Source organism: Acinetobacter sp. ANC_7504 (assembly GCF_056779995.1).
Window position 1 is genome coordinate 95,816 of sequence record NZ_JBWYIZ010000004.1, and the last position, 13,604, is coordinate 109,419.

10 protein-coding genes are annotated in these 13,604 nt (G+C 39.3%); 2 read left to right on the top strand and 8 right to left on the bottom strand.

All coding sequences use genetic code 11. The annotated features are described in order from the left end of the window. Positions 1-25: 25 nt before the first annotated feature. Positions 26-1,768: an FAD-dependent monooxygenase gene (locus tag AC1M9F_RS06725; protein WP_481597377.1), complete on the top strand. Its 1,743-nt coding sequence runs from the start codon at positions 26-28 to the stop codon at positions 1,766-1,768. A gap of 122 nt (positions 1,769-1,890) precedes the next feature. Here AC1M9F_RS06725 and AC1M9F_RS06730 read toward each other — a convergent pair whose 3' ends face one another. Continuing rightward, positions 1,891-2,112 carry a hypothetical protein gene (locus AC1M9F_RS06730; RefSeq protein ID WP_481587768.1) on the bottom strand — a complete coding sequence of 74 codons (222 nt, stop codon included), beginning with the start codon at positions 2,110-2,112 and terminating at the stop codon, positions 1,891-1,893. Positions 2,113-2,811: 699 nt separating this feature from the next. Between AC1M9F_RS06730 and AC1M9F_RS06735 the strand changes: the two genes are divergently transcribed. Next, positions 2,812-3,288 carry a hypothetical protein gene (locus AC1M9F_RS06735; RefSeq protein ID WP_481597378.1) on the top strand — a complete coding sequence of 159 codons (477 nt, stop codon included), beginning with the start codon at positions 2,812-2,814 and terminating at the stop codon, positions 3,286-3,288. A gap of 88 nt (positions 3,289-3,376) precedes the next feature. On the opposite strand, the gene AC1M9F_RS06740 is transcribed toward AC1M9F_RS06735, so the two are convergent. The 7 genes from AC1M9F_RS06740 to pstC all read right to left on the bottom strand — a co-directional run bounded on the left by AC1M9F_RS06740 (position 3,377) and on the right by pstC (position 13,548). Next, on the bottom strand, positions 3,377-3,499 hold the full coding sequence (locus tag AC1M9F_RS06740; protein ID WP_257219859.1) for a KGW motif small protein: 123 nt from the start codon (positions 3,497-3,499) through the stop codon (positions 3,377-3,379). Between the two features lie 270 nt (positions 3,500-3,769). Beyond that, a complete protein-coding gene (locus AC1M9F_RS06745) occupies positions 3,770-4,483 on the bottom strand; it encodes an abortive infection family protein (RefSeq protein ID WP_481597379.1) in 714 nt (237 codons plus the stop codon). 134 nt (positions 4,484-4,617) lie between these two features. Further along, the gene (gene purL, locus AC1M9F_RS06750) at positions 4,618-8,451 is read right to left on the bottom strand and encodes a phosphoribosylformylglycinamidine synthase (RefSeq protein ID WP_481597380.1); all 3,834 of its coding nucleotides are present in this window, start codon (positions 8,449-8,451) and stop codon (positions 4,618-4,620) included. Between the two features lie 230 nt (positions 8,452-8,681). Further along, positions 8,682-9,728 carry a M20/M25/M40 family metallo-hydrolase gene (locus tag AC1M9F_RS06755; protein ID WP_481586385.1) on the bottom strand — a complete coding sequence of 349 codons (1,047 nt, stop codon included), beginning with the start codon at positions 9,726-9,728 and terminating at the stop codon, positions 8,682-8,684. A 116-nt stretch (positions 9,729-9,844) separates the two neighbouring features. Further along, a complete protein-coding gene (gene pstB / locus AC1M9F_RS06760; protein ID WP_035267112.1) occupies positions 9,845-10,768 on the bottom strand; it encodes a phosphate ABC transporter ATP-binding protein PstB in 924 nt (307 codons plus the stop codon). Positions 10,769-10,780: 12 nt separating this feature from the next. Beyond that, the gene (pstA, locus tag AC1M9F_RS06765) at positions 10,781-12,169 is read right to left on the bottom strand and encodes a phosphate ABC transporter permease PstA (RefSeq protein ID WP_481591394.1); all 1,389 of its coding nucleotides are present in this window, start codon (positions 12,167-12,169) and stop codon (positions 10,781-10,783) included. Continuing rightward, positions 12,169-13,548 carry a phosphate ABC transporter permease subunit PstC gene (pstC, locus tag AC1M9F_RS06770; protein ID WP_481597381.1) on the bottom strand — a complete coding sequence of 460 codons (1,380 nt, stop codon included), beginning with the start codon at positions 13,546-13,548 and terminating at the stop codon, positions 12,169-12,171. The genes pstA and pstC overlap by 1 nt, the downstream gene beginning before the upstream one ends. Positions 13,549-13,604: the final 56 nt, after the last annotated feature.

The following is a 13,604-nucleotide window of genomic DNA, read 5'->3' on the forward strand; positions in this document are numbered from 1 at the left end:
GTATTCAATTCATTTAGGAAAAAGCATGTCTCAACATTTTGACACTGATGTTCTTGTCATTGGTACTGGTCCTGCTGGTTCAACTCTGGGGCTTGCCCTTGCCAATTATGGCGTCAAAGTTCAATTGTTTACCCAGTTTAATTGGTTAGCCAACAGTCCTCGTGCACATATTACTAATCAACGTGCCATGGAAGTCCTCCGTGATTTAGGTATCGAAGAACAGGTGAAGGAAATCGCAACACCTTGGGAACACATGGGTGAAAGCCTGATCACAACCAGTTTAGTCGGCGAAGAAATTGCCCGTATCAGTGCTTGGGGCACAGGTGATGAGCGTCATGGCGATTATATCAAAGGAAGTCCATGCCCTTTAGTGGATCTTATCCAACCTAAAATGGAAGCGCTGCTCGTTAAAAATGCGGCAGAGCGTGGCGCTATTTTTAACTTCAATACTGAATATTTATCTCACGTACAAGATGAACATGGCGTGACTGCAACATTCCTCAATCATATTACCAATACCGAATTTAGTTTACGTGCAAAATACTTGGTGGGAATGGACGGTGCACGTTCAAAAGTTGTCGAACAATTGGGATTACCACTTGAAGGCGTTATGGCGCGAGCTGGTACAGTTTATGTGACCTTTAAGGCGGACTTATCTAAATATGTTCAGCACCGCCCTGCGATTTTGCAATGGATAGTCAATCCTGAAGCAAGTTTTGGTGATTTAGGTATGGGGCTATTGCGTGCCATCACCCCATGGAATGAGTGGATTATGGGTTGGGGCTTCGATATTTCTAAGGGCGAGCCTCAAGTGACTGCAGAGCAAGTTCGTGCACGTTTAGATGCTTTCGTTGGTGAGCATGTTGAAGATGTTGAAATTCAAAAATTGTCTTATTGGTACGTGAACCAAACATGGGCAACTGAATATTCGAAAGGTCGTGTATTCTGTGGTGGTGATGCAGTGCATCGTCACCCACCATCAAGTGGTCTAGGCTCAAACACCTGCATGCAAGATGCCTTTAATCTCGGTTGGAAACTTGCATATGCAGTTAAAGGTTGGTCTCAACCTACGCTTCTCGATTCTTATACCGTTGAACGTGCGCCTGTAGGTAAGCAAATTGTTGCGCGAGCAAACCAATCACGATTTGATTATAAACACCTCAAAGAAGTTTTTGGTTTTGATCAAGGTGTAACAACCCAAAAGCAAATGCTGGAGCGTATTTTTGCTGAAAATGAACAAGGCGCTGAAATACGTACAAAACTCTACAATGCATTAGCAATTAAAAATTTTGAATTTAATGCTCAAGGTGTTGAACTGAATCAGCGTTATAGCTCAAATGCGGTCATCTCTGAATCAGAACCTGAAGTATTTAAACAAGATGATCAACTTTACCTACAAGCCACTACACGCCCTGGAGCAAAAGTACCGCATACTTGGCTCATCAATGCTAAAGGTCAAAAAGTTTCAACTCTGGATATTACGGGCAAAGGTCGTTTTACCTTACTCACAGGCCTCTCAGGCAAAGGCTGGAAACAAGCTGCTGAACAGCTTAATCTTGAGTATTTAGATGTCATTCAAATCGGTTCAAGAGATTATCGTGATGTCTATGGTACATGGAATGCGAAGTCTGAAATTCATGAATCTGGTGCTGTTTTAGTACGTCCAGATGGCTATGTTGCTTGGCGTTATCAAGACAGTACCAATGAATCTTTTGATTTTGAAAATACTTTGAGAGCAGTTCTGAAACAGATCCAACTTACTGTTTAAACGAATAAAGCCACCGTTAGGTGGCTTTATTCTGCTGAATTTTTTGGCTAACGTCAGGATTAATAAACAAAGTGTCTTATGATCATGGTCGAAATTTGTTAGATATGTTTATTTGACTTCCTTCATCCTATATACACACAGCTTAACTTGGTATTTCCCTGAGGTGTTTCATCCAAGCTCAGCTCACTAATCCACTTCTCGCCAAAGTATTTTTTCAGTTGATAAAGTACAGTCGATGGGTGACCTTGAAAAATAAAATAATAAGCGCCTGATTCACTCTCTGAAGTTTTAATTGCTTGAAATGCAATTTTGATGACTCGCACACCATACTTTTTAAAGTTCACAGCAAAATCATCTTGAACCATATGTTTGGTTTTATAATTTTGATAAGCATAGATTCCCTGATAAACATCATGGGCTAATTTAACTTCCTGTTTCGTCTAATTTACCTTAGTTCCACGCTTTTTTGTTCATTAAAATCATTTGAAATTTGAAAGATTTGCGCTGACGCTTGACAGTTTAAAGAATTTAAATTCATCAGTTTATCAACTGTAATATTTGTTGGATCAGCATGACTGCACATAAGTGCCAAGCCTGTTAAGATCAATATTTTTTTCATAGTGACTATTTTAAAATCTCAAATTTATAAAACATTAAAACCACGAACAATCTGATGACTCGATTGAGTTTTAAAGTTAAATAATAGTTACTCAGTTTAATTAGGTATTTTTTAGCTCCAAATATATTATTCATATAAATTCAACAATTTAAAAAATATTTTACTCTACAAAATGCTTTATTTAATTGTTTATTGAAATAGTAGAATTAACTTATAGAGGGCTTTTGATAAAAATCTTCCTCACTACTTGTGAGTGACTGTTTAGATATATTCCGTTATTGAACAAAATAGTCATTATTAAGTTTTATTTATACAAATTATCATTAAAGCAAAAAAATTAGCTGAGTATTCAAAGGATTGTCACATTTCTTTCATATCATGACATGGTTCAATTATGAACATATTATAATGAAAGGAGTTTAAAATGAATAAGTTAATTTTATCATCCCTACTTTTAGGTTTGTCTGTTCCAGCGCTCGCTGACTTTAATTGTAACGGTGTAATTAAGAATAAAACCATTGATGACAATATAAAAGTGAAACAACCATGTGCGCTTGATCAAGTTACGGTCAAAGGCAATGTAATGCTCTATTCAAATGCGCAAGCAACTATTTTAAATAGCACGATTGACGGTAACCTCGAATCTAAAGGAAATTTTGGTCAAGTGACGGCTAAAAACAATAGCATTGACGGCAATATTCAACTTGAAAAAGGTAAAACGATCCAACTGCACAATAACCGTGTAGATGGCAATATTGAACTTAAAGAAAATCGTTCAAGCATTCAGGTTACTGCAAATCAGGTCGATGGTAATTTAAAATGTGAGTCAAATAGCCAAACTCCAAAAGGCGGACAAAACCGCGTTAAGGGTGACAAAGAAGGACAATGTCGTAGCTTGTAATCATTTATTCGATCAGCATCAACTTAAAGATTCATTAACTGAGCTTTAAATTCGAATTTAAAGAAAGCCACCTTAAGGTGGCTTTTTTTTACGCAGTTAAGAAATAACCTGCAATTAAAAATAGGATTTGAAGACTGGCCACAAAAGCGAATAGCTTCCAGCCTTTTTGCCTCAACTCGTGTTTGTTCAGTATCATCATTGTTTTGGTCATATCGTCACCTCATACCTGAGTTAAAAACGAACCGCATTAAATTCTTACTTATTATGGTTAGCTATATGTCCAATAAACACACTTGTCCTAACCTCTATATAAAAGCAAAAACCAAACCAAGTCCAGTGGGAGAAAGATTTTGAAACCAAATCTATAAAAACAAAAAACCACCAAAATGGTGGCTGAATAAGCTCATGTTAGCGAATCTAAATTTATTTTTCCATAAGGTAAATTTAAGATACTATTTAACAATGCTTTTTATTAATAAATTTATTCATTATTTTCTTTTAAGCTCCACGTTGAAAATAAACAAACTGACATTGTTCCAGCTAAATTGACTGCCAATTCAGCATGACGCGATGCAGGCTTAAAATTCTTTTTGCCCTGACCATGTGCATCCCCTACTTTGTTTCTCAATGATCCTAAGCCTCCAATCACTGAACTACATCCTCCAAGAATCTGTTTAAAAGTTTGTTCTGTGTGTTGAGAAGGTGCTAAATTTAATTCTTTACTGACTAATCTATATAGTTGATTAATATCAGGCGCATTTCCGTAGTCAATTTGATGTTCATCAAGAATATATTTACAAGTCGACTCTAAAAGTGTCCTTGCTAATGTAATAGCACCATCAGGATCAGTTACTCTCCGCTCTAATGCTTTCTGCCATATTTGATGAATATAATCAGAACTTAATTCGTTAATTCTCAACTCCACTACTTGATCTAAGGGAGAAGTATTTCTACTTTCTAAAACATTCAATAACTCTTTAAATTCTGAATAAATATAATTCTCACGTTCCACATAAGATTTAAAATCCCATTTAATTCTTGCTTCAAACTCATCTAAGGTATTTGTATCTTTAACAATAAATGGAATATATCCATAAAGGTTTTTTATCAGCAATTCTTTTCTAAGCTCTTGAAATGCCTCTGAGGTACCTTTTTCATAACCATCTGTAGCCCTAGCTATTAGCAATTCACGCAAGTGTAATACTTTTTAAATTAGACCAGACATTTGAGAACTCTTTATTTTTTTTCAACTCAATTCTACATCTTCAAAACAATAATTTACCTATGAAAAAGCCACCTTATGGTGGCTTTTTCAATCTATTGATTTAATCAACCAATAAACTTACGAGCATTACGGAACATACGTAACCATGCACCATCTTGATCCCAATCTTCAGGTTTCCAAGAGTGCTGAATCGCACGGAAGTTACGCTCTGGATGAGGCATCATAATCGTCGCACGACCATCAGTTGAAGTCACACCTGTAATTGCTTCAGGTGAGCCGTTCGGGTTCAATGGGTAATGTTGAGTTGGATTACCTTGGCTATCAACATAACGTAAAGTCACTTGATTACCCGCATTCAATGCAGCAATAGAGCTGTCCGCTGCAACAACGCGACCTTCACCATGCGCCACAGCAATTGGTAAAATCGAACCTTCCATACCTTCTAACAGTACAGATTTAGATTTTTCAACACGAACGTTTACAGCTCGCGCTTCAAACATTTCTGATACGTTACGATGGAAACGTGGCCAGTTTTCAGCACCTGGAATGAGTGGAGCCAATTGAGACAACATTTGGCAACCGTTACAGATACCGAGTGAGAATGTTTCTTGACGGTTAAAGAATTTCTCAAATTGATCACGAAGTTTAGGATTGAACAATACTGACTTCGCCCAACCACCACCAGCGCCTAAAACGTCACCGTAAGAGAAACCACCACATGCCACTAAACCTTCAAATTCATCAAGGCTTACACGACCAGCGAGTAGGTCACTCATATGGACATCGATCGTATTGAAACCGACTTTGTCGAATGCAGCTGCCATCTCGACATGACCGTTTACACCCTGCTCACGCAAGATTGCCATATTCGGACGACGTGTATTGATATACGGTGCTTCAATTTCTTCATTCAAATCGAATGTCGCTTTTGCAATAAGACCTTTATGATCTTTATTCGCAATTAAACTATATTCTTGATCTGCAGTTTCCACGTTGTCACGTAAACGTTGAATCTGATGTGACACTTCAGTCCACGCTTGTTGCAGTTCAACACGATCAAGCGTTAAACCATTGATCGTTAGCGTATCAGTAGTATTCACTGTACCAACGACACTGATCGCATCTTTTAAGCTTGATGCTGAAACTTCAGCCTGTAGTGCATCCCAATCAGCTTTAGCAATTTGTAATACTGCACCAATTTCTTCAGCAAATAAGCTTGCTACAGATTGATCTTCTAATGCCACACCTAAGCGTGAAGCGAACATCATCTCTGCAACAGTTGCGATTAAACCACCATCACCGATGTCATGGTAAGCCTTGATTAAGCCACGGTTGTTCCAATCTTGCACCAATGCAAAGAATGCTTTGAAGTCATCGAAGCTATCTACGTCAGGCGTTACAGAACCAATTGCTTTATACACTTGCGCAAGGATCGAACCACCTAGACGGAATTGACCTTTAGACAAATCAATACGTACAAGTACTGAATCTAAGTTTTTCAATTCTGGTGTTAATGTCTTACGCACATCAGTCACTGGTGCAAATGCTGTGATCACACCTGACATTGGAGAAGTTACAGACTTATCTTCACCTTCGTCATTCCAAGTCGTACGCATCGATAAAGAATCTTTACCTACAGGAATTGCGATACCAAGCGCAGGACACATTTCCATACCGATGGCTTTTACACCTTCGAATAATGCTTGATCTTCGCCTACTTGACCTGCTGCTGCCATCCAGTTCGCAGACAATTTAATGTCGCTGATTTTCTCGATTTTTGCAGACATGATGTTGGTGATTGACTCAGCCACTGCTAAACGTGCAGATGCCGCAGGATTTAACAATGCTACAGGTGGACGTTCACCCATTGCCATTGCTTCGCCTGTGTAGCCCACTAAACTTGTTGTTGTTACCGCAGCATCCGCTACAGGCACTTGCCATGGACCAACCATTTGGTCACGTGCAACCATACCTGTAATTGAACGGTCACCAATGGTAATTAAGAATGATTTAGACGCAACTGTTGGGTTCTTAATCACACGGTAAATCGCATCTTTAAGATCAGTCACTTTAGCCGCATTAAAGTCATCACCGTGACGTTCGATACAGTCATAGGCGCGGCTCATACGTGGCGTACCACCTAAGATCACTTGCATTGGTACATCAACTGGGTTGTTACCAAACAAAGGATCTTCAACCGTTAAATGACGCGCTTCAGTCGCTTCACCTAATACGGCAAACGGACAACGTTCACGCGCACAGATTGATTCAAATAATTCTAATGAAGATGGACGGATCGCCAATACATAACGCTCTTGCGCTTCATTTGACCAAATTTCCATTGGCGCCATACCTGGCTCCAATGATGGTACTTTACGAAGATCAAGTTTTGCACCTAATTCGTGGTCATTTACCAGTTCAGGCATCGCATTTGAAATACCACCAGCACCTACGTCATGTACAGACACGATTGGGTTGTGGTCTTCCATACGCCAGCAAGTATCAATGACTTCTTGGCAACGGCGTTCCATTTCTGGGTTTTCACGTTGTACAGAAGCAAAGTCTAAGCTTTCGCCCATTGTACCGCTATCTACAGAAGAAGCAGCGCCACCACCAAGACCAATGAGCATTGCAGGACCACCAAGCACGATCAATAAATCGCCCGGTTGGATCGCATCTTTTTCAACGTGGTCAGGACGGATGTTACCGTAACCACCAGCAATCATAATTGGCTTATGGAAACCTTTTACATCACCATTTACATTTTGCTCAAATGTACGGAAGTAACCATTTAACGCAGGACGACCAAATTCGTTGTTAAATGCAGCACCACCCAATGGACCTTCAATCATAATTTGAAGTGGAGATGCCATACGAGATGGTTTACCGTAGTTTTCTTCCCATGGCTGTTCAAAGCCTGGAATATTCAAGTTAGATGTAGTGAAACCTGTTAAGCCTGCTTTTGGCTTACCACCACGACCTGTTGCACCTTCATCACGGATTTCACCGCCCGAACCTGTTGCCGCACCTGCAAATGGTGCAATCGCTGTAGGATGGTTGTGGGTTTCCACTTTCATTAAGATGTGGGCAGCTTGGCTCTTGTATTTATAAACATAATGACCATTTTCATCTTTTTTTGGATAAAAACGTTGCGTATCAAAACCAACAATCACTGAAGCATTGTCTTTATATGCTGACAATACATCTGTAGGTGATTCTTTATAGGTATTTTTAATCATTTGGAACAATGACAATGGTTGGACTTCTCCATCAATTGTCCATTCTGAACCAAAGATTTTATGACGACAATGCTCAGAGTTCGCTTGTGCAAACATCATGAGTTCAATGTCATGCGGATTGCGACCTAACTTGATAAATGCATCAGTTAAGTAATCAATTTCTTCATCCGATAAAGCAAAACCAAATTCAGAGTTTGCTTTTACGAGCGCTTCTTTACCTTGACCTAAAATATCAATCGAGTTCAGCGGTTTTGGCTCAGTTTCAGTGAATAAAGCAGCAGCATCTTCAATTTGATTGAAAACACTTTCTGTCATTCGGTCATGCAGAATTTGCTTAATTTCATTTGAAACGTCTTTTACACCCTTCAAAGTAAACAAAACACCGCGTTCAAGACGATGAACCGGTGTGTTGCAGTTCGCGAAAATATCGGTCGCTTTTGAAGACCACGGCGAAATTGTGCCTACGCGTGGAGTGACTAAGATTTGAATCTCATCTGTGGCTGCTTGGCGTAATTCAAATGACGCACCATCATTTAGAAGCTGTAAAGCTGATTGCTGTTGTTGCTCGTTGAGCGCTTGGTCGAATAAATAAACCCATTGACTTTCTATTGATTGAACCGAACTAATTGACTGTAAACGAGTTAATAGTTGCGTTTGCTTAAAAGAAGAGTGTGCTGGTGCACCGGCCACGATAAACATGCTGATTTTGGCTCCACGGGATGGTCTTTTGAACCATGCCACAATGTGACTTGAAGAGAGCGCATATTCTACTGTGTATTGCAAAATTCAGCTAGATAGCAAAACTGCTTTAAGACATATTTTCGATCGAGTTTACGAATAAATCTTTTTTATTCAGTAAAAAAAATTGAATTGCACCCTATGATGCAATTCAAATGAGATACGCCTAAATAATTCTTCAGTCATCTCAACTATTGAGTGTTGGTGACTTTTAACAGATGTTGAATCGCCTCTAGAGCCATAATCATAGATTTTGGATCAACTAAATCCTTGGTATCACAAGCTTGGTGATAACATGGCGCAAAATCTAAAATTATCTCCCCCTCGTTTGCACCTGGACGTTCTTGTTCATTAAATAAAATGATCGATGTGACCGGCACTTTTCCTAGAAATGGTGATGTGTCGCTTGCTGTTAAAGTGGTGATGTCTTCTTTGATCGTTAAGTTCTTTGCTTTAAAGAATGATTTTAAATGTTCTTCAAGCGCAGTATCTTCTGGATGACTAGGTAAAGACTTTAAGCCATCAATCATTGGTTTATAGTCAGATTCAGATAATCCAGCAGACTTAAACTGGGCTTCTAAATCTTTTAATGAAGATTTATCTACATCAGCAACCAAAATATTCGGATTTTTTGTACCGACCATATCAACATTGATATAAGCCTTTATTCCCTTCAGCTGTTCAGGTGTCATTTTAGCAACAAAATCTTGCGAACCTCCGATACCATCTTCTTCAGAATCCCAAAATGCAAGGTAAATTGTATTTTGAGGATGATTTTCAGATTTTGAATAATGTTGTAATAGCTCTAATAGAACGGCTACACCTGTACCATTATCATTGATCCCAGGCCCTGTGGTCACAGAATCATAATGTGCACCGATTATCGTAGCTAAATCAGGATTTTTACCTTTGATTTCGATAATAATATTCTGACCTACGAGCTTATTACGATTTTCAAACGGCAACATCTGAGCGTGCAAACCAGCTTTTTTTGCCTCTTCAATAATATAGGTTGCAGTTGCCTTACCACCATCCGTTCCAACTGCGCGATTACCGCCATGAGCTGCTGCAATATCTTCTAAGGCACTAAGATGACTCATGAGACGTTGTTCGATCAAATTCGAAGTATTGATTTGCGTGGTTACTTGTTGATTTTGATTTGGTGTATGTGAGCAAGCACTCAACATAAAAATACTGGTCATTAATGCTGTTAAACAAAGTATTTTTTTCATTGTCATGTGGATATCAGTTTATTAAGAATTCCATTTTAGAGAAAAACCTTATTCCATCCACAGATTTTTGTAATAAAAAAAGAGCCCGAAGACTCTTTTTATTTATGTTTCTAAATTTTTAATTAACCAAATCGACCCGTAATATATGCCTCAGTCAATTGATGATCAGGTTGAGTAAATACTTTTTCTGTCGAATTCACTTCAATCAAATCACCTAAATGGAAATAGGCAGTACGGTCTGATACACGTGCAGCTTGTTGCATTGAGTGCGTAACGATTGCAATAGTATATTGTGTTGAAAGCTCAGCGATTAACTCTTCAACTTTAGCCGTAGCAATTGGGTCAAGTGCTGAACAAGGTTCGTCCATTAAAATCACTTCTGGCGAAACTGCAATAGTTCGAGCAATACATAGACGTTGCTGTTGACCGCCTGATAAACCAGTTCCAGGCTGATTCAAACGATCCTTAACTTCATCCCACAAGCCCGCTTTACGTAAACTATTTTCAACGATCTCTTCTAAATCATATTTGTCACGTGCTAAACCATGGAGTTTAGGTCCGTATGCAACGTTTTCAAAAATTGATTTTGGGAATGGGTTTGGCTTTTGGAACACCATACCCACTTGCGCACGAAGTAGTACTACGTCGAGATTAGGATCATAAATGTCTTGATTATCCAACATGACTTTACCCGTTACCCGACAACTATCTATCGTGTCGTTCATACGATTTAAAGTACGTAGGAATGTTGACTTACCACATCCAGATGGACCAATAAAAGCAATCACTTCATTTTGGTAAATATTAAGATCAATGCCTTTAATCGCTTCAGATTCACCATAATAAACATGAACATCAGTTGTACTCAGTTTTACAACATCCGATTTTGCTTCTTTTTTATTTTCGCTTTGCGTGTCAAATTGTGAAACAAACGAAGTTGACGTTTTTTGATTTGCATCTTGAGATGTAAATTGTGTTTGATCTGAATTCACTGATTGATCCTTTTTTAAGGAATTTTGAGTTACTTGCGAAGTTACTGTATTCATATTTTGCTCCGACTACCAACGGACTTCAAATTTCTTACGTAACCAGATCGCTAAACTATTTAAGCTAATCATCATCGCAAGGAGAACAATAATGGCTGCAGCAGTACGACCTTCAAAGAAGTTACGAAGTTCATTACCCTGCCACAAGAAAATCTGTACAGGCAGCGCTGTAGATTGATCAAATGGACTTGCTGGAACACTGGCTACAAAAGCACTCATACCAATCAACAACAACGGCGCAGTCTCACCCAATGCTTGAGCCACACCAATAATTGCACCTGTTAAAATACCTGGTAATGCCAAAGGTAGAACGTGATGAAAAACAGTTTGCAGTCTTGATGCACCCAATCCTAATGCAGCTTGGCGAATCGAAGGTGGAACGGCTTTTAAAGAAGCCCGTGTCGTAATAATCACCGTTGGCAATGTCATTAAACTTAACACAAGACCACCCACCAAAGGGGCAGATAATGGTAAATGCATCCAACCAATAAAAATTGCAGCACCAAGCAAACCAAATACAATCGATGGAACAGCAGCCAAATTATTGATGTTGACTTCTACAATATCTGTAATCCAGTTCTTTGGTGCGAACTCTTCAAGATAGATCGCAGATGCAACGCCGATTGGAATCGAAATAAAGATTACAATCAACATCATAAACAATGAGCCCATGAATGCACCAGCTAAACCAGATGTCGCTGGTGAACTACGAGAGTCAGGACTCGTGAAAATATTCGTGTTAAATGAATTTTCGATGACACCTTTAGCCTTGAGTTCATCAGCAATTTGACGAATCTCAGGACTAAGTTGTTGCTGTTCATCTGGCAAAGAACGATCAATATTACCTGCAAGCCACACATCAATATTTGCATCAGCAAGGACTTTTACATCGACTGTTTTACCAACCAAGCTTGGATCATTCATCACCATATCACGGATACGATATGCTTCAGAGCTCGTATAGATATAGCTTAAATCATCACGTTGTGCTTCAAGTTGAGGATCTTGTTTGATCATTGCATTGATGATCAATGCATCCCAATCCACCATGCCAACTTCAGTCTGCCACTCAATAAAGCGTTCTTCATACTGAGCTGGATTCTCACCTTCAGCCAGTACAGGTTTTGGACCAACTTCAATAATTTTTGGATCGAAATAGATTGGCAAATTCATGCTACTTTGCCAAAAAGCAGGCAAGCCTTTCGCTAAAATACTACCGAATAGCAATACTACGAAGAATAAGCCAGCAATCACTGCTGAAAAACCGAAGAAACGGAACGTCTTTTCTTTACGATGACGTTTAGCTAAAGAATTCTGAATAGTCTTCTTACGCTTTTCTCTAAGCTGCTCAGCTGTTGCTGAATCAACTGTCTCGAGAGTATTAGGATTAGAAGTACTCATTAGTCGTATTGCTCACGGTATTTACGCACGATGTAAAGTGCAACAATGTTCAAACCTAAAGTAATCACAAACAATGTAAGTCCTAGTGCGAAAGCGACTAATGCTTGCGGACTTGCAAAGTCAGTATCACCTGTTAATTGATTAACAATCGTAATCGTTACGGTCGAAACAGCTTCTAATGGATTTGCGTGTAAAAGAGGACTGTTACCAGCTGCTAGAACTACGATCATAGTTTCGCCAATTGCACGGGAAGCAGCCAATAAAAATGCACCAATAATGCCAGGCAACGCTGCTGGAATGACCACTTTACGAATCGTTTCAGATTTGGTCGCCCCTAATCCTAAAGATCCATCACGTAATGCTCGAGGCACTTGAGTAATAATGTCATCAGATAAAGAAGACACAAAAGGAATGATCATGATTCCCATGACAAAACCTGCAGTGAGCGCACTCGTTGCGTTGATATCAATTCCAACCATTGCCCCTACAGTTTTAATAAATGGGCCAATAATTATGAGTGCAAATACACCATAAACGATCGTTGGAATACCAGCTAAAACTTCAATGGTCGGTTTTGCCCAAGAACGGAAGCGAGGAGAAGCATATTCAGCCAAATAAATCGCGATCATTAAACCTACTGGTACAGCAACCAATAGTGCGATCCCACTGACCATGAGCGTACCCCACAACAATGGAAGTAAACCATAGCTTCCTTCTGCACTTCCCGAAGTACTGAAACCCGGGTTCCACTCTGTTCCAAAGAAGAAATCAAAAGGATTAACAAAGCTGAAGAAGCGCATCGCTTCTCCAAACATCGACATTACAATTCCAAGTGTTGTAAGAATTGCGACACCAGAACATAAAGCTAAGCCAACATTGATGACTTTCTCGACCTGATTACGCGCTCTAAAATCTTGGCTAATTCTTTTTTTTGCCCATACTAAACCTGCCAATGCAGCGCAAATGACAACTGCTAATTTTGCAAAAGAGCCAATAGTTGAAAATTTACTCAGTTGCTCTGCAGCTGCAACTTCATAGGACGTTGCTGTATCACTGACACCAAATCCGGATGCAATCGCTTGAACACGGTCAACAACTACGTTTAGGCTTGCTGGATCTAGACTTGCTTTAATATCCTGTGGCAAATGATTAAGCACCACCTGCTCCAAGATCGTTGGCTCAACCAAGTTCCAAACAATCAAAATTAAAAATGCAGGGATACCACACCACAACGCAACTAATGCCCCATAGTAACCAGGACGTGAATGCAAAGCGGCAGAGTTATTTCCCTGACCTGCTAAGTTACGGCTTTTGCGTAATCCGATTTGATAGGCAATGGCGATGATCGCCAGTAACACACCTATAAGTAGCAGATTCATGTATTCTCCACTGTCTTTTCAATTTTCATGGTTTGAAAAAACTTTTTTCAATGAAA